Below are 25,678 nucleotides of genomic sequence, written 5' to 3'. Positions count from 1 at the left end.
GATTTAGTTATGTGGCTAATTTTAATGGATTTAAACCGCGTTAATAGCAGATGAAAATGTATGTTGGCGCAGTAATATACGAGATTGACTGAAGTCTGATGTATCGAGCGGTCTCAAGAGAGTGATTATGATATTTCACAATAAAACGACAGCACTAGCACTTGCATGTGTCACTGCCATGGCATTGAGTGTGTTACCGATACAAGTCAGCGCAAAGGATAGCGAGAATCAGCCCGACGTGTTGATTTTGATGTTTGATGATATGCGCTTTGATACATTCTCTTATCGTGATGGCCCGGTTAATACCCCTAATATTGATGCATTAGCGCACGAAGGCATTAGATTCGATAATGCAATGACGAGTACGGGATTATGTTCACCTTCAAGAGCCGCAATGTTTACTGGTCGCTGGGGACATAAAACGGGGCTTGATGACAACGTTGGCCTATATCATTCTCGTTTAGACGAACTGCGTGTCGAAGAAGGTGGAGTCATCAGACGTGCCGTCGATGCCGGATATAAAGTGGGCTATGTTGGCAAATGGCATATTGGCGCACAAGGCCCTGCGTTAAGAGGGGCTGAGTTTGTTTATGGTCATGATAAAGATGTAGAGCGTCATGGTCGCCAATGGGCGCCTTACGAAACGAAAGAAAATATCGCTAAATTCAAACGTGGCGAACGCGATGCTAATGGTGAAAAGCACGAATATTACCGCACAATGCCAGGCACTTTTGAGGATACCAAAGCGGGTAAGGAAGTCCGAGAAGGGCAAAAAATGCTTAAAGCAGCGGCTAAAAAAGATGAACCATTTTTTGGCATTATCAGTTTCGAACAACCTCATCCACCATACCGTGTGCCAGAACCTTACGCGAGTATGTTTGATCCTAAAACCGTAAAACTTCCTAAAAACCATGGTGTTGAACGCGTTAATAAACCAATGTCACAAGATGATATTTGGTGGCCTTGGCATGATGTAAGTCATATGACCGATGAAGATTGGCGCAAGTCACGCACCTTTTATTATGGCGCGATTGCCATGATAGATCATGCGGTTGGTGAGTTAATTAAAACCGCAAAAGAAGTTGGTATGTATGATGATTTACGCATTATCGTTATTGGCGATCAAGGCAGTATGTTAGGCGAGCATAACCTATACGATAAAGGCCCATATGCTTATGACGAACTCATGAGAATGCCACTTATTATTCGTGATCCGAATGTCGAACCTAAAATCATTGAACGCCAAGTGTCTATGTTAGATATCGCGCCTACGTTGGCTGATTGGATGACATTACCCAATGATGGGGACGTCGATGGCCGTTCATTAGTTCCCCTTATGGAACAAGGTGATATTGCTGATAGTAACAAAGCCGACATCGCTTTGTATGCTTACGAATGGTACAACGGCGGCTGGTTTGGTATTCGAGCGATTAGAACACCAGAGATGAAGTTTGTATGGAACCCAGGGGATAGTCGAGATGAGTTATACGACTTAAAAAACGATCCCTATGAAATGACAAATTCAATTAACGACCCTAAGTACAAAAAACAACTGAAACAGATGGTTAAGTATATGCATGACGAGCTTGTGAGAGTCGATGATCCTGCTATCACCAAATTTAAACAACATATGAAAGAAATGTTGTAAACAGAATTTACGCTGGTCGGTTTGACATAACAAAACTGCTCACCGTAAACCACGGCATTCATTGCCACTAACCCCTGTTTTAGATTGGAAACAGCTTTTGGCCAATGGCTAAAAGCTGGGTTTTTGCGGCTCCAATGTTGGCAAAGCAGTAAAAATAATTTCAATTAGGAGACATTATGAATAGCGTTATTAATCAAAGCATAGGTAAAACAATTCAGCATTGTTTAATGGGAACTATGTTAACGCTTTCTATTGCATCAATGACTTATAGCACGTCAACAGAAGCTGCAAGTATTGGTAATCAAGGAAGATATTTCACTAACAAAGTGACTGGAACGTCAGAAACAGTCAATTTATCAGGAAACGCATCGCAGCAAACGAGTCAACTGCAGGCTGCAATTAACCGTGCGAGTAATAAAGTAAATGGCGGTGTTGTTAAAGTTATGGGCAACGACATCAAATTAGCTCAAATCGATCTTAAAGCGAATGTAAGGTTAGAAATTCAGTCAGGCAAAACCATTAAAATGGCAGATAAAGTGCTATTTAACTTAAACCGCAATGGCCAAGGTCCCCGTGCGCCGTTAATGCAGAATGTGGAAATAACCTCAACGGGTAGCGGTCGTTTTAATATAGACGTAAATAAAAGTGCCATCTTCTCTAATGCTATTCCTGTGAGAGTGGGCTATGTCAAAAACTTCGCATTATCAAACTTTAACATCAAAGATAACTATTCTATTTTCCCTTCGTTATTTATGGTGGCAGACAGTGACGCAAGAACGGTGGCTAATAACGCAACTTATGGCCGGATCCCCGAAAAAGGCGTAGTAGAAAATATTTCTGCAACCAAAGTAGCAGCAGGCTATGCCTTAATTCAGCTATTTAGTGGCAAGAAAATGCGTCTTAAAAACTTAGACGCTGAGGGTGGGTTAACGATTAGGTTAGAACCTGGTAGTGGCCGTCCTTCTGATTATTTAAATCAGGCTGGGCCAAGAGTGGGTAACATCGCTGATATTAAGATGATTGATATTGAAAACACTGAAGGAATGGCAGCTTTGTTCCTCAAACCTCATCAAAAGATATGTTCAGACATTACCGGCTCAAACATTCGCGGCGTGAATAGTGCTTTTACTATTATGAGCAATTCCAGCGACTCTAATACATTCAGTCGTGGTTATTTTGAAAGAACAAAGTTTACTGGGCGTATTTCGTTAACTAAAACCAAAAATACACCATTGGCAGATATTGGAGCCTCTTCACAATATTTTGTTGAACCAAGTGAAAGTGTTGGCAGAACGAAAATTGCAGATTTTCCAAATGATCCATCAGGACGTCGTTGGCATACCAAGCCAATGGCACCAGTGTTAATAGCTTCGGCGTTAAATCGCAATACGGTTGGTACCTCTGCTAAAGGTCGTTTTGGGATAGATATTTCAAATGCCAATATTATTAAAACTGGCAACTATGAGCGTTCAACGAACGTATTTTATCGTGAAGATGCAATAAAGCTGAACAATAAGCCTGCAACAGCCTGGATTAATAAATAATGCTTAATTGCCGTGAAGCAAACCATATATTGGCTTGTTATTAATACATAACCCAGTGCGGTAATTAACTTTACCGCACTGTTGATATTTGATGGGGCTATATGGATATCACAAACAAGCGAGTTCAGCTAAGTGCATTCACTGTGGTTTTGCTCATCCTAGTTGCCAGCTTATTTTCAAGTATTGCGGGATACCGATATGCCGTTATTTCTTTAAAGGGAAATCAGTTTATTACCGCTGCTGAAGAATCGCATCATTTAGCTAGTGAATTGCATCTTGGTAATAGCAAAGAATACAAACGCGCTTTACAGAGCAGATCTTTCGCGAAGTTCGATGTTAATACATTGCCAAATAATGCCATAAATGAATTTACAACAAGCTGCCAATTATTGGTCGGATTAGACAATAAACTGAACAATTTAAATACGGAATTAAATCTTATTGAGTTAATGGGTGAAATAAATTCAATAAAAAACGCTCAAGCTAAAAGCTTAGCAATTAACATGGTAGTTGATGAAAGCTCTGATTTTAAAGAGGGCGTGGCCAAGGGTTTATATAATTTTGTACTAGATAACCCGGATGATGAAATCGCATTCGAAATATTGGAACAAAAATTTTCACATAAAATAACCGCAGAGCAGCGACAAGCGTTAAGACGTCAATTACATGCAATGACACAGCCTGAATACATTAAGCGTGCTATTCAACTCACTAGTCAAACAGGGGCAATGACAGACGCTGAAACACAGTCTTTTAATCTGGAATATCAGCCTTTTTACGACTCTCCCTATGCTGAAGTAAGAGCCGCGGCAATAGAAGTGATTGGGCTTGTACAGCGAGAAGATGAGATTGAATTACTTGAACAAGCTTTGTTTGACCTTGATAACGATGTCAGTAATGCAGCCTTAACAGTGATAGGCCAAAGACAATTGAATGATCCTCAATTAATTAATGCCTTAACAATGTTACACGCACAAAATGGGCATAGTTTATCTACCGAGCATCAACAACATATTGAAGCTTTATTGTATGAGTTTGGTGTCATTTAAATGAAGTAATTATCAGTAATACCTTGTGTCATCACAGAGAAAATTTGGCAAAAATATTAAATATAAATAATAACTTAGCGATAGAGAAATGGATGTTATGAATAATATACGGATAAATAATATAGTTGAGGCTGTGAGTCATTGGCGTGGTGCGCTAATGGGGGAGTCGTTAATGCGTAATATCACAACTAAAAATATGACTGCACTGTTAACAACGGCAATGCTGGCCATTTCTGTATCAGCAGAAGCTGCACCAGCGTTATCGGTTGATGCTAATACTGAAATAACGAAGGGTAAACAGCCTAATATTTTATTGATATTAACTGACGATCTTGGGTACAACGATGTTGGTTTTAATGGCTCAAAGGAAATTAAAACGCCTAATTTAGATCAACTGGCAGCGAATGGGACATCTTTTTCACAGGCATATGTCGCGCATCCATTTTGTGGCCCAAGTCGAGCAGCACTCATGACTGGGCGATACCCGCATAAAATAGGTTCTCAATTTAATTTACCGACTAAAGGCTCGTTTGTTGGGGTGCCGTTAGAAGAACAGTTTATTAGTAAACTATTACAAAGTAATGGCTATAACACTGGGGCTGTTGGAAAGTGGCATCTTGGCGAAGCGCCTGAATTTCATCCAAATGCTCGTGGTTTTGATGACTTTTATGGATTCACAGGAGGCGGTCACAATTATTTCCCACAACAATTCAAAGCGCAATATGCAGAGCAGATAAAGCAGGGGAATACGAATATCAATCACTACATTTTACCTCTTGAGCATAATGGTAAAGAAGTAGACGAAAACGAATACATTACAGATGCTCTTTCACGTGAAGCGAGCCGTTTTGTCGCTGACGCCGCCAAGCATGATAAACCTTTCTTCTTGTATCTTGCTTATAACGCACCGCATGTGCCACTTGAGGCGAAACAATCTGATATGGATCAGTTTCCAACTATCAAAGACCAAAAACGTAAAACCTATGCTGGCATGGTGTACGCCGTTGACCGTGGTGTCGGTCAAATTGTTGAAACGCTCGATAAAACTGATCAACTTAATAATACTTTAATCGTTTTTATGAGTGATAACGGCGGCAAGTTAAGTAAAGGCGCCAATAACTATCCTTTAAAAGAAGGTAAAGGCAGTGTTTATGAAGGTGGTTACAGAACGCCGATGTTATTCCATTGGCCTGACAAGGTGGCATCAGGGCAACGTTTTGAACATCCTGTTTTAGCATTGGATTTGTATCCCACTTTTGCAGCGCTTGCTGGCGCAGACGTCCCGCAACAGAAACGTTTAGACGGTAAGAACATCTGGCCAGCATTCAGTGCCAATAAAAACCCTCATCAAGATGAATTATTTTATGTCCTTCGTCATCGCAAAGGCTATAGCGATGCGGCAGTGAGACGTAATGAGTGGAAAGCGGTTAAACACAGTCAACAACCCTGGAAACTGTTTAACGTCGAAACTGATGCCAACGAAACTGAAGATCTCAGTTCAAAGCATCGCAATAAATTGAATGATATGGTTCGTGAGATGGAAAAGTGGAGCTGGGATAATAAACAGCCTTTGTGGTTTCACGAAAACTTTGAAGGAGCGGAATGGCGTCTACATGGCATGCCACGTTTTGACAAAACTTACTCTACCGAAAAGTAATCATCACGCTTTTCCATGTTTAGTTAAGTCATCATCGTAAGCCCTTACGGTGATGCATTGCAGCAGGATGTTCAAATGCATAATTTATCAAAGCGATCGCTTTCACTTGTTAGCCTTGCCGTTATGATGGCTATAGGCGGCTGTCAATCCACCCACGATAATAATAACATCGATAATGTGAAGCCTTTGGTGTCATTTAGCGACACTCATGAAGACATCAAACTTGAGAAAGTGAATCGCCGTAAATGGGATAACCCAGTCATTGCCGATTTTGATCAAGATGGCTTTCAGGATTTATTACTGACTGATCATGGATATAGCGTCAAACTATATTGGAACAATAATGGCGTTTACGACAAAGGTTATGATCTGATTGTCGGTGATATGCATGGTATTGGTGTAAGTGACTACAACAATGATGGCAAATTAGACGTACTCATTTCACGTGGCGGTGGCTCGGGTTCTAATGCTCGCAATGCAAAGCTTTACCATTTTAATGGCCGTGAAATCATCGAGGGAAATGAATTTAAACCACCGCTACAAAATTTACGAGGCCGAACCAGTAAGTTTTTTGATGCTAATAATAATGGCGACCTAGACCTGCTCTTAATGGGTTTTCCTTCACGAGCAAAAGGGCCTAAGCCTAAAAGCGATTCTGAAAACTTTGTCTACAAAAATGACGGTAAAGGCAATATTGTACATGTGACAAATTTGCCTCAAACCTATCAAGATGGACAAAAGGTACTTATCACGGACTTTAATCAAGATCAGATAGATGACTTATTAATTTATGGTCATAACAGGCTGATTGCCCTTAAAGGCACAGGGGATTATCAATACCAAGATGTCACCGATACGTTATTTGAACAGGATATTAGGCATGTTACTGGCATTGCTGAAATAGATTATGACAATGATGGCGACGTTGATTTATACCTGACAAGAGCAAGGCCATTAGAAGCGGGTGACACCTTTTTCGATGAAAAATCTAACACTTTTGCGTTTTATACAAAACGTGGCAAATTTCGGTTTAAAGACTTGGTCATTGGCGACATTTTCGAGTTAGAAAATTATCAATCACCTTATCCAAGCCAAGATATTTTTGTGGGTGAAGGCACTTATAAATATCAATTTGAAGGTGAGCGTCATCGTGGCCAAAATGTCAAACTTGTTAGCAGTAATGCCTTAGGTTGGCCCGATAAACTGCCTAATAAAGGCATGTATGTCGGATATATAGGCAATGACACTTGGCGTATTGCTGGTAATACATTTTCGCCGACCACTGGTGTTATAAAAGGGGTAAAACAGTATGATGCGAATGTGCAACCTAGTGCACCGACTGATTTACTATTAGAAAATAAACACGGACGTTTTGTTGATGTGACTCAAAAAGCTAACTTAGCGATCAACGAGCATACTTCAAGTGTGACCGTTGCCGATTTCACTAATTCGGGACATCAAGATTTATTAGTCATAAAACAAGGTGATTTATCAACTGAAACAAGTCAATTGTTATGGCTCAATAATGGTCAAGGACAGTTTACCCTTGCAAAAGGGCATGGAGTCGTCTCGAAAGAATTAGGCGCGCTAGGTGCTGGCAGTGATAGCTTTGATTATAACAAGGATGGTTTTGTCGATATCATTTATGCTAATGAACGGGGTCAATGGCACCTATTTAAAAATGAGTCGCTAACAAAAGACAATACCAATTATGTTGTGCTAGACATTGGCAATTCGCCATCAAACGATGCCACAGCTATGGGAGCTGTGGTGTTATTGAAGGCATGTGGCCAAACTCTTTCACGTAAAGTTGGTGCAACAGGAGCGCCGTATACTCAGTCTTATAATAAGCATTTACACTTTGGTCTAGGCAGTTGTGAAAAAGTGGATTCTGCTCATGTTAAATGGACTAATGGTGAAAATCTAAAACAAACCAATATCAACCTGAATCAAATCAATGTCGTCAACTAAACCTTATCAATACGACTAAGTTAACAACGCCTCGATAATATCGGGGCGTTTTTATTGGTAATAAGGGTTGGTGAAATAATCATCATAGCTTAGGATGATATAAGTCACTGTTTTTCAATCTAAGAAGTTATGGCTTATATGATTGCGACGCAGTATTCAATGGTAATAAACACAATATTGATTGGCTTAAGCCTCGGACTTTTTGCCTTAATGACCTCAATATGGAGATTGAGTTATGTACGAAGAGTTAGCAATTTTAACTATTTTTGCTTTCAGTTATTGTTTAATCGCTGGCCGAGTCGAAAACTCGATGATTTCCGGGCCTATGGTGTTTGTGGTTGTTGGTTTTGTATTAGGGCCTGAGATGCTTGGCTGGTTAGGCAAAAGCGTTGATGGTTCAGGCATGAGAGTATTCGCAGATTTAACCTTAGCAGTCGTGTTATTTTGTGATGCGTCAAACAGTAATTTATCCATTTTAAAGCGCCATATTGCGATTCCATCAAGAATGCTGCTTTACGGGTTACCTGGTGCTATTTTAATGGGCTTTGCTGTTGGATACTTATTATTTCCTAATTTGAGTGTTTACGAAGTGGCAGCCCTTGCGACTATGCTGGCAGCGACAGATGCTGCGTTAGGTAAAGCCGTAGTGACGAGCCCAATAGTGCCATCAAAGTTGCGTGAAGGCTTAAATATTGAAAGTGGCCTTAACGACGGCATATGTGTGCCTATTCTGTTCGTATTTCTTGCGTTAGCAGCGGGCAGCGTTGTAGAAGGGCAAGTGACCCATATTGCATTTGAGTTTTTATTAGAAGAACTAGGTATTGGCTTAATCGTTGGGTTATCTGCAAGTTATTTGGCCAGTAAACTGATTCATTACTGTTATAGCAAAAATTGGATTACTGAAATTTGGAGCCAAAATATTGTTCTTAGCTTAGCGCTTTGTTGTTTTGCTATTGCGCAATCATTAGAGGGAAGTGGTTATATCGCAGCGTTTTCGGGCGGATTATTATTTGGCTACTTAATGAAAGAACACAAACATAAAATGATATTGCCTACTGAAGGCATTGGCGAGATTTTAGCGCTACTAACTTGGATGCTCTTTGGGGCGGTGATTATCAGTCGTGCGTTTGAAGCGTTTACCTGGACTATGTTGATTTATGCGTTGCTAAGCTTAACGGTAGTGCGAATGTTGCCAATATTCTTATCCCTAGGCCTTAAAGGGGAAAACGTGGCGTCACGGTTATTCTTAGGCTGGTTTGGTCCTAGAGGGCTTGCATCAATCGTGTTTGTTGTCATCATGCTCGAGCGAGATTTACCGGGCGGAGAGTTCATGGCAATGACAGTAATCTGTACTGTGTTTATTAGTTTAATTTTACACGGTATGACGGCAAAACCATTATCGAAATGGATAAGCAGCCGAGTGAATTAGGCCAAGACAAAGCGGCATAGACATGAGTCTGCATGTAAATCTGAGACTGATGCCTATGCCGCGAATGATTGCGTTAGTTAACTAGCTGCATAATGATAACGATAATGAGCAGTGGACAAATAAATTTGACGTATACAGGCCATACTCGCCAGAACAAGCTATCCGCATCTACGCCTTCTTGATTAGCAATATCTTTTAATAAATCATTTCTATGCCATACCCAGCCAACAAATACCGCAATACCCAAAGCAATTAATGGCTGAGCTCTTTCAGTTGTCATGGTAATAATAAAACCAAATAAACTAGAAAAGTTAAACACGATTAATGAGGCAAGGATTGCAATAACCCCGCCGACCAATAATGTCGCCTTATTTCGGCTGATAGTGGTTTTTTCTACTATGTAACTGGTAGGTACTTCAACAATAGATATCGCTGACGTTAAGCCTGCTATGGTCATTAAGGCGAAGAATATAATAGCCAGTATATATTGACTATACCCGCCAATTGAGTCGAATAATGCCGGTAATACTGTGAACACTAATGTATCAGAATTAAGTAAAGTGCCGTTTTCTGCAAATATTTGAACCCCATTATGTTGTGCGACATACATTGCTGGAATAATCATCAGCGCGGCCAGAAATGCTACTGAGGTGTCCGTGAGAGTCACGTATGCAGTAAGCTTGGCTAAATTTTCTTGTTTATTTAAATAAGCGCCATAAACCATCATCGCACCCGTACCCACAGATAATGAAAAAAAGGTTTGTCCTAGTGCGCTAACCAAAACAGCAGTATGAAATACCATAGTAAAATCGGGTACCAATAAGGCTTTTAATCCCTCAATTGCACCAGGCTGACTCAAGATATACATTGCACCAGCAATAAGCATGATTAACAGTAGTGGCATTAATCTTTTTGACCAGCGTTCAATACCCTGTTGTACACCTTGTCTGATGACTAAGATAACTAATGCAATAAACACTAATGTGAACACTAAATTACGTGATACTGAAAATTCGGTGAGCCAAGCAGAAAGTGATTGCTGTTGAGTGAGTTCTGCAACGGGGGCTAATGCAAAACTAACAAACCAACCAGATAAAATACTGTAAAAAGTACAAATGAGCGTAGCGGTAATGATGGAAACAAAGCCAATGGCTTTACCTATTTTTCTTGAAAGGGCATTTGAGCCAAGTGTTGCCATTGCATCAGCTGGGTTAGTTTGACCATGACGACCGACCATTAATTCCGCCATCAACATCGGGTAACCCAGCAATACGATCAGTAACGCGTAAACTAACAAAAATGCACCACCGCCGTAGGTCGCCGCTTGTGTTGGAAACCCCCAGATATTGCCAACTCCTACAGCTGAACCTGCTGCAGCCATAATAAAACCGATTCTTGAACTAAATTGTCCGCTTGTATTCACGCTCATGCTTACGCTTAACTCTATATGTTAAAAAAGAGAGCGCATCATAGTGAAAATCAATAATGGGTCAATGAATAAAATAGCTTGGTCGATAAGTTAACGAGCAATAAATGATATGTTTAGATTCTATTTTTTGAAATAAAATTCTTTTATTTGGCTAACCCTAGCAATTTGTTGTTATGTTTTTATCAATTGCGTTAACTGACGCAATTTAATTTGAGTTAAGTGACTTAGGCAAAGTGAGAGTTACTTCACAAAGGGCAGGGTCAACCCATAGGAATTGCAGTGGTACTTTTTACTTTTTTGAGTACAAAACTGGATTGAATACCCACAATATGCGGGTTTGTGGTCAACTTATTAAGTAAGAACTCTTTATAATCTTCCATATCCTTAACTAAGACTTTGAGTTGATAGTCAGCCTCACTGCCCGTGATCAGACAGCATTCTTGCACTTCATCATACTCACTAATGAATAACTCAAATGCGTTTAATACGTCACTCGCATGTTTGGCAAGTCTGACTTGGATATAAACGGTGAGTTTTAGGTTAAATTGTTCAGGATTGAGTAATGTTGCATAACCATTGATATAACCCGCCTCTTCAAGAGATTTAACTCGCCTTGAGCAAGGAGAAGGTGACAAATTAACCTTTGCAGCTAGATCTTGATTTGAGAGCCTGCCATGGGTTTGTAATAACGATAATATGGCAAAATCTGTGGGATCTAATACTAAGTTGGTCATAGTCTATTCAGCACTCTCGTTAAGAAATAACAGCATGGGTTAATGTGAAAACGTCATGTTCATTAAAACTAGTAAAGGTTAATTATAAGCGGGTTAGGACTCATTGTAATTAACTGAATTTAGCCAGTAAATACTGTGACTCATTAACTCGGTTTTTCAATAATTAAAACCGAACCAGTAACCAATAAGCATGAAGCTGACTTTACGCGGGGAGTCGCTCAGAAAGCTTACATGCTTATTCGTTAAAACTGAACAGAAGGGCGGATACCGAGTGATCCCCATACTGGCAAACAATAACGTGAWGCTATCGAGTAAAACCTATTAATTTAAGACGGTAAAGAATAAATACAAGTCTTAATGAAGGTAATACACCAGAAGGTTGAATATTAAAATTACATTATGATATTTAAAGAAAAATCGACAACGAAAGTTGCAGAAAGGAATGCAAAATACATTGTCGATTGCTTAAATACAGCGGTTAAATAACTCAGTTGTCATCATTTAGCTGGCCCCTTTAATAAGGAATGTAACCTTATTATTTGGAGGCTGTTGGGGCAGCCTCCACAAAGTTAGCTATGTAGCAAATGTGACTTTAGTTAAATCAGTGTCAACTTAGAAAATATACTGAACACTGCCACCATAAAAGCGATTCCAATCACGTGGGTAGAACCCTTGACCGTAACCTTCTTGGTTGGTGTTTTGACGTGTAGTGTAAGCTTGGTCAAATAAGTTTTTCACGTATAAACTGAAACGTAAATTCTCTTGGCCAAAGTTAAAGTACAGATCCCAAATACTTGATGATGGGTTAGCACTTTGGTTTAGTGCTAATTCATTAATTGATTGAGTATGTGCACCGTTATAACGCCAGTTAGCTTGTAAGCTCCCGTTCCAACCAGTATTACCGAACTCGGTAGAGTATTTAAGCGTACTGAACAATTGCTGCTCGGCATTATTCGGGAATGAAAGACCGGTTTGATCGAAGCGTTGTAAACCTGTTACTGGATCAGTAGTACAACGATCTGCTAACTCTCCACCGTCACCAGCAGGACAGTTGATTGGCGTATCAGAAAAGTCTTCATAACGTGCATCAAAGATAGCGTAACTTGCTGTCCAACGAAGATCTTCGGTGATATCGACAATAGCATCGGCTTCAAAACCAGTAGAGCGTGCTTCATTCGCATTAACATAACCTGCAAACACAACGCCGTTTTCTTCGTCAATAACACGTGTTGCACGAACTTGATAGTCTTCAACAGTCATATCAAAGTAGGTGATGTTAAATAACACATCATTATCGAAGAAGCCTGAACGTAAACCAACTTCAAAGTTGGTAGATTGTTCGGGTTTAGTTGGGAATTGATCGGCATCAGCTGGATTCGTATTCGTTGTTACAAAGTAAGATGCACCTTTGTAACCAGTCGAATAGTTGACGTAACCTCGGATAGAGCGAGTAAAGTCGTAGCCGATAACTGCTTTATAGATAAAGGCATCATCTGAATCAGAAAACGTTGTTTTTTCAGTTTGACGTTTAATTAATGATGGGTCAGTTTGCGACATGGCTAATACATCGGCGTATGTATCCATTCCGATACCATCAGCAGGAGTGAACAAGTCTGTACGCTCGAATGTTGCTTCACCGTTTTCATGTAATGCACGGAAACCAAAAGTTGCATCAAGCTGGTCAGTAATTTGATATTCAAATTGACCAAAAATTGCGTAGTTTTCGAAATTCGTTGTGAAGTTACCACCAGATAATAAACGCCCTGGGGTTAAGTCAGCCATCATGCTTTCATCGAATACTTGGCCTTCATACATACTTAAGAAGTTACGGGTAGATTGACGGTCATAACAACCAGATAACTCTCCACCGTTAATAAAACCGAAGTTACCTGCAATACAGCCATCACGGTTTTCAGAACGTTGACCTTCAGTATTGTGGTAGAACAAACCGACAATCCAATCAAACTTTTCATTATCAAAAGAGCTTAAGCGTATTTCGTGTTGGCTCACATCGACAGATTCATTACCACCAAAGGCTGAGCGCTCTAATGGGAAGTTTAGAGTGAAGAATCCAGAGCTATTATATAAGTCAAAATCACGGTAGCTACCGTTATACGATAAGGTAAGATCGTCATTCAGATAATAGTCAGCTGCGATAGAAAAACCTAAATTTTCAGTAGAACCATAGTTCGCTTCTGGGTTACGTGCAGTAACTGGTTTTCCAACATCATCAAATGATTTAGATGAATTAATACGGTTGTAGGTTGTCCCTTCGATAGTACCGTCATCTTTCACGTTAATAATAGGTCTTGGCCCGTAATCTGGGTTTACAGGTCCAATTTGAGTCATAGAACAACAGTTGGTATCTGTTTCAGCATATTCTGCACGGAATAAAATATTAAAGTCTTCGCCGTCGTCATATAACAGTTGACCACGAAGTCCTGATTTATCTTGTTCACCGATTTTGTAGTCTTCATGACCTGGCATGGTATTGTCGATCCAACCATCAACTTCACTCCATTGTGCATTCATTCTGAATGCCCAATTATCACCGATCGGTACATTTACTACACCACTAACATCAATACCGTTATCTTGAGTGACTTCAGTTCGGATATTGCCGCCAACAGCATTTAAGTTTGGTTTTTTGGTGACATAATGCAGCATACCCGTCGAGGTATTTTGGCCGAATAGGGTACCTTGTGGACCACGTAAAGCTTCAACACGTTCGACATCGGCGACCGCAAGGTTAAGCATTGACTGTCGAGGTAAAACTTCACCATCAATGACTACTAAATTTGATGATTGCAAACCAATAGAGTTAGTGAATGTTCCAATACCACGTGATTTTAGTGTAGTTGTTCGGATTTCACTGCTTTCATCAATACCAAAACCTGGTAGGTATTTAACAAGATCAAAGCCATTTTGTACGCCTAACTCTTGAACTAAGTCGCCATCGAGTACTTCAATAGAAACAGGAACATCTTTTAATGCTTGCTCACGCTTTTGCGCGCTGACCATGATGACTTCAATATCTTTTGTTGAAGCGGCCTGTTCAGCATTATCCGTTCCATCCTGCGCATATAGATTGCTTGATGTGGCTGCAAAAGAACAACCAGCCAGCAATATTGCTTTGTGCAATTTACTATATTTCGGCATTTTCTTACTCCGTGTATTTATTATTTATGTCTCATTGCGGGAATGTGACTTCCCCCCCCATACAAAATGAACCGAGTAAACGACGACTAACTGTTCACGATGTATTAAAACCTGCTTGTTGGTATATGTATAAAAAACAGGTAATACAGTTCATATGAAGTATTTAAACATATGATGTTTAAATGTGCAACATGTTAAACTTTTGTTATTTTCACGGTCTATCGCATTGATTTTCTGTTATTTATTGGTGAAATTGTCCTTGCTTGTGGTATTTTTGTAAATAAAAAAATCAATTTATTGTGGTGATAAGAACCAAAAGCAAAGGTTTCAAAAAGGATGGTTTATCAATAAAAGAGATAGAATTTAGGACAGGTTGTTGATGTCTTTTTACAGTAAGCTCAATGATTAACGTTACTTTTCATCATCATGCGAAATCGATTTACTGTTGTTCAATATTGCTAGTTGTTGGCTAACCTCAAAAACATTGTTTATAAATACAAACATCATATGTTTGTTAAATTGCTATGTTTTAGTGTTGATTTAAGGTAGGTTAACAATATGTTGCGGCTTGGCTGAGTATATGAGGTCGCCAATCCTTTAACAGTGATGTCGGTATTAATGTCATGTTTCCTAAGCATGTTTTATATAGTCGCTGGGCATGTAATTAGTCCTTATTAGTGTTTATGGCGTAAAGACCTTAGCTTGTAAGTCACGATTGTCAGCATGAAGTTGTAAATCATCGTGTATATGAAATGGAGTATTTTCTAAATGAAAGCATCAATAATAGGCAGTCTGGTATTGTTATCGAGTACCTTGTCTTTTAATACCTTTGCCGAAGAAGTCACTGAACAACCTAATATCATTTTAATCTTTGCCGATGATGCAGGTTATGGAGACTTTGGTTTTCAGGGCAGTAAGGTTATGCAAACGCCACATTTGGATGATATTGCACAGCAAGGGGTTATTTTTGAGCAAGGTTATGTCAGCGATGCAACTTGCGGCCCTTCAAGAGCTGGGCTTATGACAGGTAAGTATCAACAACGATTTGGTTATGAAGAAATCAATGTGCCTGGCTTTATGAGTGATAACTCGGCTTTAGATGGTACTGAAATGGGGTTACCACTAGATCAATTAACCATGGCTGATTATCTTAAAAAGCAAGGTTATAAAACCGCTGTGTTTGGTAAATGGCATCTTGGTAGTGCAGATAGATTTCATCCATTAAATCGTGGTTTTGATGAGTTTTTAGGTTTCAGAGGTGGCGACCGCAGTTATTTTCCTTACCCTGACACTACACATAGTGATATCAATGACATTATGTACGATAAACAACTTGAAAAGGGCATGGGTAACTTTGAAGAACGAGAAGGTTACTTAACTGATATTTTGGGTGATGCCGCGGCTGACTTCATCGAAAGAAACCAATCTGATCCTTTCTTTATTTACCTAGCATTTAATGCTGTGCACACTCCACTTGAGTCAAAGCCTGAAGATTTAAAGCAATTTCCTCATTTAACAGGAAAACATCAAGAACTCGCTGCTATGACATTAGCAATGGATCGTGCAACAGGTGTCGTCATGGACAAACTAGATGCATTGAATTTAACTGATAACACTATTGTTGTTTTCACGAATGATAATGGTGGGCCATCAGATAAGAATGCATCAAACAATGCCCCTTTAGCTGGCACAAAATCAAATCACTTAGAAGGCGGTATCCGTGTGCCATTTATTATGAGTTGGCCTGCGAAAATTAAAGAAAATCAGCGTTATACTTATCCTGTAAGCACAATCGACTTACTGCCTACTTTTGTCGCTGCGGCGGGTGGTTTAGATACTGTTACTGATACAGATGGTGTGGATTTAGTTCCGTACATTAATGGTGAAAATACTTCACGACCACATCCAGTCATGTACTGGAAAAAGGAAACCAGAGCCGTTATCCGTGACGAAGACTGGAAACTTATTCGTTATCCAGATAGACCTGCAGAGTTATACAATCTAGCATCTGACACAGGCGAGCAACACGATCTAGCAGCGAAACACCCAGAGCGTGTGAGAGCAATGTTTAAGTCATTATTCGATTGGGAGTTAACGCTTGAACGCCCAAGATGGTTATTAAAGCGTAAGTTTGAAAAATACGATTTAGACAGAATGGATAAATATCGTGAGCCTGCAACTCAATAAGTATAAAAACAAAATAATAAGCCGGTGAATACAAATGAAAATTGAATCAGTAGAAGCCTTGTTGGGCTGCGTTGGCGCAAGAAATCAGTTACTTGTTAAAGTCGTGACTGAATGCGGCATCGTTGGGTGGGGCGAATCAGGTTTATCCAATCGTGAATATGCAGTGATGGGAGCTGTTAAACACTTTGCGTCTTTCCTTAAAGGTAAGGACGCACGACAAATTGGCCGTATTTGGCAAGAATTATACCGCAGCCATTACTTCGAAGGTGGCCGTGTTGTCACCGCTGCCATCTCTGCAATTGATATCGCCTTGTATGACATACTGGGTAAAAAGTTAAATGTACCTGTATTTCAATTACTCGGTGGTAAACAGCGTGACACTATTCCTTGTTTTGCATGCTGTTACACAGAGGCTGACCCCGATAAACTTGACGAGCTTGCCAAAGAGGCTTTGGCCTTAGCTGAGTTAGGTTGGACGACCATTCGAGTGATACCGAGTCGTTTTGATGATCCAGTTTACTTTGAACCACAAGAGTCTATCACTCGCACAGCTCGCTGTTTAAATGACTTACGTAAAATACTGGGGCCGGATATTACCTTAGGTATTGATTATCATCATAGGTTGAGTGTGGCTGAAACCGCCTCTTTTTGTCAGCGTTTAGCCCCAGACACCTTAGATTTTATTGAAGAGCCTATCCGTCATGAATCACCTGATGCCTACAAAACTTTAAGAACCATGACAAACATTCCATTTGCTATCGGCGAAGAATTTAGCTCTAAATGGGCCGCCAAGCCTTATATTGAGCAAGGTTTGACGCAATATTTGCGTGTGGATGTGTGTAATATTGGTGGTCTCACTGAGGCGATGAAAGTTTCAGGCTGGGCAGAAGCGCATTATATTGATGTCATGCCTCATAACCCCCTAGGGCCAGTTTGTACTGCAGCAACCAACCATTTTGCAGCAGCTTTACCTAACTTTAGTTTAATGGAAACCCATCAAGGGCCATTCAGCCCATTTGGAGCCCATGATAAGGCACTATTTCCTGTGCAGCATACTTTATCTGGCCCTCAATTTACGGTACCTGAATTACCCGGCTTAGGTGTCGAAGTGAATGAAGCCGCGTTTAGAAAAGCGACGCCGATTGAAGTTGAAGCGCCGCATTTAAGCAAACGTGATGGCTCACATACCAATTGGTAGTTTGACTAGGGACTGATTGAATGTTGCAAAATAACAGCATGTGTTACAAGGGATGTTATGAGTAAGCTTTTTGATGCAAGAATTAACTATGTTGGTGAAAGCCCGTTGTGGCATCCACTTACGCAAACGCTTTATTGGGTTGATTTTCCCAATAAATTAATCAGAGGCAAGAGTGCTACACAAACTGTGGAATATCAGTTAGCCGAAATGGCCACGGCCATTGGCTGGATTGATGAAGCCCATTTATTAATTGCCACAGAAACAGGCTTATATCAATTTCACTTATTAACTCAAAAAACAGTGTTAATTATTAATGTAGAACATACATTAACAACGAATCGCAGTAATGATGGAAGGGCAGATCCTTGGGGCGGCTTTTGGATCGGCACCATGGATAACGAGGCAACCCTCAATAAAGGCAGTTTTTATCGTTACTATCAAGGTGATCTGACTCAATATATTTCAGAACTGACTATTCCTAATGGGATGTGCTTTGATAAGTCTCGTTGCCGAGCATATTACGCAGATTCACAGTCGCAGAAAATGTTTAGTCTTGAACTAGACCCTGAAAATGGTGCACCGCTAGCGGGCGTTAAGCCGACGTTATTTGCAGATTTTTCTTCAACAAAATTTTCACCCGACGGGGCTGTTGTTGATGCAAGTGGCAATGTGTGGATAGCACTATGGGATGGCGCTTGTGTGGTGTGTATTTCACCATCAGGTGAAGAGTTATCACGCATTGATGTGGGGACTCTGCGGCCAACTTGTCCTGGTTTCGGAGGCGCTAATGCCCATCAACTATATACGACGACAGCGCAATGTGGACTTGAACAAGAGCCTGTATTACCGCATGAACATGGCACAACACTGTTAGTCTCTGAGCAGATCAAGGGCGTATATGAGCCAGCTGTGATCATTGCCTAGATTATTGTTGTTTTTTCATTGAACGGAGTCACTGACTCCGTTTTTTTTATCTCGTCATTCTCATCCTGGATGAATTCCTTCATCTCTGAGTAAATCCGGACTTTCTAAGCTCAGGAATAATTTTATTAACATTCTCATAAACATATTGCCTATTGAAACATCATATGTTTAAATCTTGTTAATAAATTATAACTAAACCCTCTTATCAGTAAATTGTACCTTGGTGAAACTCAAGTGAATTTACCAGACATAAGCAAGGTTAACTGACTGCAAAAAACTGGGGATTTCACCGTGATAGAGACATCAACCGCAGACAACGCTATAACAAAAACGAATAAACATATTCAAGCCATTAAATTTTCGATGATTGCCGCTTTCGGTGGATTTGTATTTGGACTTGATGCTGCAAACATTTCTGGCGCACTTCGTTATGTGAGTTCTCAATTTGAGTTGACCAGTCTGCAAACGGGCAATGTTGTGGGCTGTGCGATTGTTGGGGTTATTCTAGCGTTATTTTTTACAGGCAGTTTATGTCAACGTTTTGGGCGTAAAAAGGTGCTGATTGGGATTTCGCTTACGTATTCACTATCAACAGTTATATCGGCATTTGCAGTAAGTTATGAAATGTTGGTGGTAGGCCGATTTATCGGTGGGGTTGCTTTTGCCTCCATCACAGTGTCCGCCATGTATATCGGCGAAATAGCGCCAGCTAAACAGCGTGGTCAGTTTGTGTCGGTCAATCAGTTATTAATTACCTTAGGCAGCCTCTGTGCATTTATTATTAATTACTTCCTTGTAAAATCAATTGGAAACATTGAATCATTAACAGATGAAAATATTTGGCGATTAATGTTAGGTTTCGAAATTATTCCTAACATCATATGGTTCTCACTATTATTGACCATCCCAGAGTCTCCTCGGTGGTTAATCAGTAAACAACGTGATCAAGAAGCCCAAACAGTCTTTGAAAGAATTACTGAGCAGGGTGAAGTTGCCCCTTTGATGGCTCAGATTAAACAAACTGTTAAGCAAGACAGTAGCCAGTCAGTGATGCAGCAACTTAAATTATTATTCAGTAAGCCAATGCGGTTTTTAGTGTTAATAGCCGTGTGTTATGCGGTGGTTCAAGGGGCAACGGGTATGAATGCTGTGCTATTTTATGCGCCTACCGTATTTGAACAAATAGGCATGAGTGTAGAAAACACCTTTTTGCAGACCATTGTATTAGGTAGTGTGTCGGTGTTGTTTACCTTAGTGGCTATTTTTACCGTTGAAAAACTGGGTCGAAAAGCGCTGACCGTGATTGGCTTGTTGCTAATTACCTTAGCCCATGTCTCTATTTGGTATGGTTTTGATAATGCAAGCTACGTGATTAACCAACCTGTGATTGAAAAGGTTGCAGAGCAGCAAGTTGATGCCGATAAATTGTTACCGTTATTAGGTAAACACTACCAAACAGACGTTGAACTCAAAGCTGACTTAGCGAGTGTATATACCAAAAAAGAGTTGCCGTTAGTGAGTGGCGCTGTGATTAACGCATCAATTAATATTAATCCAGCTTTTGTATTGTTCGGTTTATTTGCATTTCTAGCTGCTTTTAACATGTCAATTGGCCCGATCATGTGGGTCATATTCTCAGAAATTTTCTCTAGTCGAGTACGGAGTGTCGCTTTACCTTTCGCAGCATTAGTGCAAAGTATATCAAGTTGGAGTATTCAGCAGTTTTTCCCGTGGCAATTAGAAAATATGGGCGCTGCCAATACGTTTTTGTATTATGGTGGCGTGGCGTTTATTGGCTGCATTGTAATGTGGTTAATCTTGCCAGAAACAAAAGGTAAAACGATTGAAGCGATTGAACGTGACTTGGTCACTGAAAAATAGTGGCAAAGAAATGAGCTACATTAATCCTAAAACTGGCTCATACAAGAAATATCAATAACACAAAACAATAATAGAGATAACTATGTCTGAACGTTTATTAGGTGAAGTTGCGATTGTTACAGGCGGCGCAGATGGTATTGGAGCTGCTATTGCACAGGAGTTTTGCCTGCAAGGTGCTAAAGTGTGTATTGCTGATAGGAACGAAGCACTAGGTATGCAAGTGGCAAGTCAACTTGTTGCTCAAGGATTTGATGCCACTTTTTTTGCCGTGGATATCTCAGATGAAACATTAGTCAATGCCATGGTTGCTCATACAGTCGCAGAGTTAGGTGAGCCAAGTATACTCATCAATAATGCTGCATTAATAAGTCCAGGCAATGATATAGATGCTGTGGGCGTAGATGCGTGGAAAAAAAGTTTTTCAGTTAATGTAGATGGAATGTGGTTTTGCAGTAAAGCCGTGTACCCATACATGAAAAAGCATCAACGAGGTAGCATAGTCAATGTGGGCTCGGTTCATTCTTTTAAAATTGTACCGGGTTACTTTCCTTACGCAGTGACAAAGCATGCCGTTATCGGGTTAACAAGAAATATGGCGGTTGAGTTTGCCCAGTTTAATATCCGCGTAAATGCGTTATGTCCAGGTATGATTGAGACGCCTATGGCATTCAAGTCATGGGATAATACCGATGACCCACAAGGCTCACGTAAAGCAATGGGCGATGTACATCCATTGAAACGTAATGGCACGACAGCTGAAATTGCCAAGCCTGCATTATTTTTAGCCTCAGACGATTCAAGTTTTATGACTGGCCAAAGCTTAGTTGTTGACGGTGGACGTTCTGTTATTTATCACGATTAATTATCATTGATGTTGACGCTGACTCGTTCTTTCGTAAAGGCTTTATCAGGCAAGAAAGAAACCAATGTTGAAGTGATTACCTTAGCTAATGCACGTGTATCTATGAGCATTGTACCTGAATTAGGGGCTAAGATTATCTCGTTAAAGTCGTTAACGAATCAATATGAATGGTTGCAGCAGTCACCTTATTCCAAGATGTCAGTGCCAGAATATGGCGACTCCTTTATTAATGGATTCGATACGGGAGGTTGGGATGAATGTTTTCCAAGTATTAAGCAAGTGATTTACTCAGCAGAAGGTTATAAGGATTTAGCGCTGCCAGATCACGGTGAACTATGGTGCTTACCTTGGAAGATTACTAAAATCATCGAAACAGATAACTTTGTGACATTGTCTTTATGTTGCCAAGGTAGGCAGCTGCCATATCAATTTACTCGCAGTATTACTTTACATAAAGACAGTCATGAATTTGTTATTCACTATCAACTGGTCAATCTTGGTCTGAATCCACTGCCTTATATGTGGTCAATGCATCCAATATTTGCTGCGCAACCTGGCATGCAAATACAACTTAGTGACAACATAAAACAATTTTATACAGATAATGGCTTTAATCGGTTTTTTAATCATTCAGAGTCAGTAATTCATTGGCCATACACTTACGCTCCTTCCAATATCGATAGCCTAATTGAAAACCATACCTTTAAAGCAGGTGCTCAGTCTTTAAATCAGCCCTTCGCGAGTCAGTCTTGCGATAATCAGCGATATTCTCAATATTGTTGTTTATCTTACGTAATGGACAAACAAAGCCATTTTGCATCAAAGCTCTTTAGTAAGCCCATGAATAACAATGCTCGAAATAACTTGATCACAGTTGCACTGACTCGTGATAACGGTGTGCAGCGCTGTGGCTTTTCGTATTATTCCGATGAAGTGAGTCATGTCGGGCTCTGGCTCAATTATCAAGGATGGTCAGGAAGTGCATTAGCGCCAGCCTATGTTGTTGGGCTGGAACCCTGTATAGGCGGGCATGACTCACTGCAACAGGCTATTACCAAAAATGAATATGCGCAGGTTCCTTCGAGCGGCAAGCACAGCTGGAGTGTTAGCTGTTTTATTGAATAACTGTCTGAATTTACGCTATTAACCAATCTTGCTTTAAAACCCATATCGAGGGTAAAACATTTTTTTAACAATTTTAAGAGAATCTCTGCCGATAGGATTGTTATTTTAAACATCATATGTTTAAATAGTTATCATGTTATGTGGTTGTGAATTTTTACTTGTGATGAGACCTATTAATAGGTGACTTAGCTTTGCGCTAACTAGGCAAGCAGTTAACAACGAGTAATGTTTTAGAATGATACAAATGGAGCTGTACTAATGCTTTATAAAAAACTTTATATCGGTGGCGAGCTTGTTACAAGCAATGTAACGACAGATGTTGTTAATCCAGCAACATTGCAACCTGTAGGCAGTATCGCCGCTGCAGATATTCCACATGCTGAGCAAGCATTAGTGGCAGCACAAAATGCATTTCCGATTTGGTCGAAAACATCGATTAAAGAGCGTACTGATTGGATGTTTAAACTCCGTGATGCGGTAGTAGAAAATGAGCAGCATTTACGAGATTGTATTCAGCTAGAAATGGCAAAGCCTTGGTCATCAACGAAAGATGATTTCCAAATGTTAGTCGATAGTTTAGAGTTTTATGCTGATGCGATGTTAACCATGGAGCAAGAGCCGCTCGAAGACAAAGAGGGCACCCATTCACATGAGTTAAGACGTGAACCGTTAGGGGTTGCTGCCGCTTTTTTAGCTTGGAACTTTCCTTTACTTAATTTGGCTTACAAAATAGGTCCTGCGATGGCTGCAGGCTGTCCCATTGTCATTAAACCATCGGTAAAAACACCATTATCAGCTTATGCAGTAGGTGAACTTTGCGCTCAAATTGGTTTGCCTGCAGGTGTTGTTAACATCATATCGGGTCCTGATCATAAAGTCGGAGATGCTATTTCGTCATCCACTATTCCAGCACTTTTAACATTAATCGGTTCAACGAATGTAGGTAAACATGTTATTGGAACCGGTGCGACATCAATCAAACGATATTCAATGGAACTAGGTGGTAATGCGCCCGCTATTGTGTTTGCAGATGCAGATTTAAATACTGCTGCTGATGTCATTAGTGGTGTTAAATTCAGTAATGCGGGTCAAATTTGTGTAACTCCAAACCGTGTATTTGTGGATGAAACGATCGTTGCACAATTTATCGACATGCTACTGATTAAAGCAAGCAACGTTAAGGTCGGCTTCGATAAAAATGCAGACATCGATATGGGACCTTTAATGGATGAGGCTTCTTGGATTCGCATTGATAATCTCGTTAAGGATGCAATCAAACAAGGTGCAACACTACTTACAGGTGGCGGAAAGCCAAAAGGATTAGAGACTGGCTACTACTATAGTCCGACCATTTTAACGGGTGTCACACCAAAGATGGCGATATATCAGGAAGAAATCTTCGGTCCCGTTATTTGTATTTCAACCTTCTCAAACGATGAGGCTGTGCTAGCTGATGCTAATGATACTGATGCGGGCTTAACCTCATATATTTTCACCCAAGATGAAACCAGAATTGCCCATTTTTCGAGTGAACTGAGGTTTGCCGAAGTGCAAGTTAACGGCATTAAATATGCGATTAATCTGCCACACTTTGGGATCAAACAGTCAGGAGTTGGGGTAGATTGTTCGTTGCTAGCGCTCGACGATTACCTTAGCTACAAACGTATTTCACGTGCTCTTTAATCAGTATCTAGGATAGTTACTCATGAAAATTATTGAAATAAAAAGTCACGTACTGCAATACGATCTTGAAGAAGAATTGGGTTACTCACAGCAATATTACGCCCAAAGAACAACCCACCTTGTTGAGGTTATAACAGATGCTGGGATTACAGGTTGGGGTGAATGTTTTGGTGGCGGCGGGATCGCTTTTGCAAACAAAACCATAGTCGAGAAAGTTATCCAACCAATGATCTTGGGGATGGATCCATTAGACAGAGAAGTGATTTGGCACAAAGTCTATAACTTGATGCGAGATCATGGTCAGAAAGGGATGCCAATCCAATCCTTATCAGGTGTCGATATTGCCTTGTGGGACATTGCAGGAAAATTCCACAATCAACCCGTTTATAAGCTACTTGGCGGTGCGTTTAGAGAACGTATTCCTGCATATGGTTATGGGATGATGTTACAGCGTTACGATGATCTGGAAGCTCGATTTACTGATGAAAGTGCGAGAATAAAAGCGATGGGCTTTAACGCAACCAAGATGAAAATTGGATTAAGCCCTGAGCGCGATATTAAATTAGTCGAAGCGGTACGAAATGGCATTGGCGATGACATGCGTTTAATGGTTGATGCTAATCATGCTTACACCGCAAGAGAAGCGATTCCATTAGGACGTGAGTTACAAAACCTCGGCGTTTATTGGTTTGAAGAACCTGTCGCACCAGAAGATAAACAAGGATATCGCGATTTATGTGAAGCCTTAGATATGACTATTGCTGGTGGCGAAGCTGAATTTACTCGTTGGGGCTTTAGAGATCTCATTGAAAATCGCTGCGTAGACTTATTACAGCCAGAAGTCTGTGCACTCGGTGGCATTACTGAGTATCAAAAAGTGCTCGCAATGGCGCACGCACATTTTATTCCAGTGATTAACCATGTTTGGGGCTCTGCCATTGCGGTAGGCACAAACTTACACCTTTTGGCTGCCTTACCCGATTTGCCTGGTGCAGCCCATCCCGTTCAACCTATGCTCGAATATGACACAACGCCAAATAGATTTCGTGAAGACTTGTTAAAAGAGCCATTAAACATTCTTAAACAAGTTAAAGAAAATCAAGGAAGTGTTGCTTTACCTCAAGGTCCAGGGATCGGAGTCGAGCCAGATCCTGACTTTATTAAGCATTACGAAGTCTCTTAATAGCATATCGAGAAC

General features: G+C 40.3%; 17 protein-coding genes. 14 read left to right on the top strand and 3 right to left on the bottom strand.

The window, feature by feature from the left end; genetic code table 11:
* The first annotated feature begins 127 nt into the window (after positions 1 to 127).
* From A9267_RS02890 to A9267_RS02865, 6 genes are all read left to right on the top strand, one after another.
* Complete coding sequence (locus A9267_RS02890; protein WP_065108171.1) at positions 128 to 1,648, top strand: sulfatase-like hydrolase/transferase; 1,521 nt, start codon at positions 128 to 130, stop codon at positions 1,646 to 1,648.
* Positions 1,649 to 1,824: 176 nt separating this feature from the next.
* Positions 1,825 to 3,192, top strand: coding sequence for a hypothetical protein (locus tag A9267_RS02885; protein WP_065108170.1), 1,368 nt, complete (start codon positions 1,825 to 1,827; stop codon positions 3,190 to 3,192).
* 101 nt (positions 3,193 to 3,293) lie between these two features.
* Positions 3,294 to 4,241 carry a HEAT repeat domain-containing protein gene (locus A9267_RS02880; protein ID WP_065108169.1) on the top strand — a complete coding sequence of 316 codons (948 nt, stop codon included), beginning with the start codon at positions 3,294 to 3,296 and terminating at the stop codon, positions 4,239 to 4,241.
* Positions 4,242 to 4,413: 172 nt separating this feature from the next.
* A complete protein-coding gene (locus A9267_RS02875; protein WP_231919035.1) occupies positions 4,414 to 5,898 on the top strand; it encodes a sulfatase family protein in 1,485 nt (494 codons plus the stop codon).
* Positions 5,899 to 5,973: 75 nt separating this feature from the next.
* Entirely contained in the window at positions 5,974 to 7,869 is a 1,896-nt protein-coding gene (locus A9267_RS02870) for a CRTAC1 family protein (protein WP_065108168.1), read from the top strand.
* Between the two features lie 235 nt (positions 7,870 to 8,104).
* Positions 8,105 to 9,298 (top strand): cation:proton antiporter, encoded by a 1,194-nt coding sequence (locus A9267_RS02865; protein ID WP_055024037.1) that lies wholly within the window; start codon positions 8,105 to 8,107, stop codon positions 9,296 to 9,298.
* A 73-nt stretch (positions 9,299 to 9,371) separates the two neighbouring features.
* On the opposite strand, the gene A9267_RS02860 is transcribed toward A9267_RS02865, so the two are convergent.
* The 3 genes from A9267_RS02860 to A9267_RS02850 all read right to left on the bottom strand — a co-directional run bounded on the left by A9267_RS02860 (position 9,372) and on the right by A9267_RS02850 (position 14,620).
* Positions 9,372 to 10,727, bottom strand: a complete 1,356-nt coding sequence (locus A9267_RS02860) for a sodium-dependent transporter (RefSeq protein WP_065108167.1) — start codon at positions 10,725 to 10,727, stop codon at positions 9,372 to 9,374.
* A gap of 260 nt (positions 10,728 to 10,987) precedes the next feature.
* Positions 10,988 to 11,461: an Lrp/AsnC family transcriptional regulator gene (locus tag A9267_RS02855; protein WP_055024035.1), complete on the bottom strand. Its 474-nt coding sequence runs from the start codon at positions 11,459 to 11,461 to the stop codon at positions 10,988 to 10,990.
* 612 nt (positions 11,462 to 12,073) lie between these two features.
* Positions 12,074 to 14,620 (bottom strand): TonB-dependent receptor, encoded by a 2,547-nt coding sequence (locus A9267_RS02850; protein WP_065108166.1) that lies wholly within the window; start codon positions 14,618 to 14,620, stop codon positions 12,074 to 12,076.
* Positions 14,621 to 15,388: 768 nt separating this feature from the next.
* Between A9267_RS02850 and A9267_RS02845 the strand changes: the two genes are divergently transcribed.
* From A9267_RS02845 to A9267_RS02810, 8 genes are all read left to right on the top strand, one after another.
* On the top strand, positions 15,389 to 16,807 hold the full coding sequence (locus A9267_RS02845) for a sulfatase-like hydrolase/transferase (RefSeq protein ID WP_065108165.1): 1,419 nt from the start codon (positions 15,389 to 15,391) through the stop codon (positions 16,805 to 16,807).
* A gap of 34 nt (positions 16,808 to 16,841) precedes the next feature.
* Positions 16,842 to 18,005 carry a mandelate racemase/muconate lactonizing enzyme family protein gene (locus tag A9267_RS02840; RefSeq protein WP_065108164.1) on the top strand — a complete coding sequence of 388 codons (1,164 nt, stop codon included), beginning with the start codon at positions 16,842 to 16,844 and terminating at the stop codon, positions 18,003 to 18,005.
* Positions 18,006 to 18,062: 57 nt separating this feature from the next.
* On the top strand, positions 18,063 to 18,929 hold the full coding sequence (locus tag A9267_RS02835) for an SMP-30/gluconolactonase/LRE family protein (RefSeq protein WP_065108163.1): 867 nt from the start codon (positions 18,063 to 18,065) through the stop codon (positions 18,927 to 18,929).
* 291 nt (positions 18,930 to 19,220) lie between these two features.
* Positions 19,221 to 20,810 carry an MFS transporter gene (locus tag A9267_RS02830; protein ID WP_231919034.1) on the top strand — a complete coding sequence of 530 codons (1,590 nt, stop codon included), beginning with the start codon at positions 19,221 to 19,223 and terminating at the stop codon, positions 20,808 to 20,810.
* A gap of 82 nt (positions 20,811 to 20,892) precedes the next feature.
* Positions 20,893 to 21,672: an SDR family NAD(P)-dependent oxidoreductase gene (locus A9267_RS02825; RefSeq protein WP_055024030.1), complete on the top strand. Its 780-nt coding sequence runs from the start codon at positions 20,893 to 20,895 to the stop codon at positions 21,670 to 21,672.
* Positions 21,673 to 21,681: 9 nt separating this feature from the next.
* Complete coding sequence (locus A9267_RS02820; RefSeq protein ID WP_065108162.1) at positions 21,682 to 22,797, top strand: aldose epimerase family protein; 1,116 nt, start codon at positions 21,682 to 21,684, stop codon at positions 22,795 to 22,797.
* Between the two features lie 258 nt (positions 22,798 to 23,055).
* Positions 23,056 to 24,480, top strand: coding sequence for an aldehyde dehydrogenase family protein (locus tag A9267_RS02815; RefSeq protein ID WP_065108161.1), 1,425 nt, complete (start codon positions 23,056 to 23,058; stop codon positions 24,478 to 24,480).
* Positions 24,481 to 24,502: 22 nt separating this feature from the next.
* Positions 24,503 to 25,663 carry a mandelate racemase/muconate lactonizing enzyme family protein gene (locus tag A9267_RS02810; protein ID WP_065108160.1) on the top strand — a complete coding sequence of 387 codons (1,161 nt, stop codon included), beginning with the start codon at positions 24,503 to 24,505 and terminating at the stop codon, positions 25,661 to 25,663.
* Positions 25,664 to 25,678: the final 15 nt, after the last annotated feature.

The sequence above is a fragment of the Shewanella sp. UCD-FRSSP16_17 genome (assembly GCF_001675935.1).
Taxonomy (GTDB): Bacteria; Pseudomonadota; Gammaproteobacteria; order Enterobacterales; family Shewanellaceae; genus Shewanella; species Shewanella japonica.
The sequence above is the reverse complement of the archived record's forward strand: the minus strand, read 5'-3'. Positions and strand labels throughout refer to the sequence as shown.

What these genes read in the sequence shown, in the direction of transcription:
- A9267_RS02890 (WP_065108171.1), top strand. Translation starts at nt 128, where the DNA reads ATGATATTTCACAATAAAACGACAGCACTAGCACTTGCATGTGTCACT.
- A9267_RS02885 (WP_065108170.1), top strand. Translation starts at nt 1,825, where the DNA reads ATGAATAGCGTTATTAATCAAAGCATAGGTAAAACAATTCAGCATTGT.
- A9267_RS02880 (WP_065108169.1), top strand. Translation starts at nt 3,294, where the DNA reads ATGGATATCACAAACAAGCGAGTTCAGCTAAGTGCATTCACTGTGGTT.
- A9267_RS02875 (WP_231919035.1), top strand. Translation starts at nt 4,414, where the DNA reads ATGCGTAATATCACAACTAAAAATATGACTGCACTGTTAACAACGGCA.
- A9267_RS02870 (WP_065108168.1), top strand. Translation starts at nt 5,974, where the DNA reads ATGCATAATTTATCAAAGCGATCGCTTTCACTTGTTAGCCTTGCCGTT.
- A9267_RS02865 (WP_055024037.1), top strand. Translation starts at nt 8,105, where the DNA reads ATGTACGAAGAGTTAGCAATTTTAACTATTTTTGCTTTCAGTTATTGT.
- A9267_RS02860 (WP_065108167.1), bottom strand. Translation starts at nt 10,727, where the DNA reads ATGAGCGTGAATACAAGCGGACAATTTAGTTCAAGAATCGGTTTTATT.
- A9267_RS02855 (WP_055024035.1), bottom strand. Translation starts at nt 11,461, where the DNA reads ATGACCAACTTAGTATTAGATCCCACAGATTTTGCCATATTATCGTTA.
- A9267_RS02850 (WP_065108166.1), bottom strand. Translation starts at nt 14,620, where the DNA reads ATGCCGAAATATAGTAAATTGCACAAAGCAATATTGCTGGCTGGTTGT.
- A9267_RS02845 (WP_065108165.1), top strand. Translation starts at nt 15,389, where the DNA reads ATGAAAGCATCAATAATAGGCAGTCTGGTATTGTTATCGAGTACCTTG.
- A9267_RS02840 (WP_065108164.1), top strand. Translation starts at nt 16,842, where the DNA reads ATGAAAATTGAATCAGTAGAAGCCTTGTTGGGCTGCGTTGGCGCAAGA.
- A9267_RS02835 (WP_065108163.1), top strand. Translation starts at nt 18,063, where the DNA reads ATGAGTAAGCTTTTTGATGCAAGAATTAACTATGTTGGTGAAAGCCCG.
- A9267_RS02825 (WP_055024030.1), top strand. Translation starts at nt 20,893, where the DNA reads ATGTCTGAACGTTTATTAGGTGAAGTTGCGATTGTTACAGGCGGCGCA.
- A9267_RS02820 (WP_065108162.1), top strand. Translation starts at nt 21,682, where the DNA reads ATGTTGACGCTGACTCGTTCTTTCGTAAAGGCTTTATCAGGCAAGAAA.
- A9267_RS02815 (WP_065108161.1), top strand. Translation starts at nt 23,056, where the DNA reads ATGCTTTATAAAAAACTTTATATCGGTGGCGAGCTTGTTACAAGCAAT.
- A9267_RS02810 (WP_065108160.1), top strand. Translation starts at nt 24,503, where the DNA reads ATGAAAATTATTGAAATAAAAAGTCACGTACTGCAATACGATCTTGAA.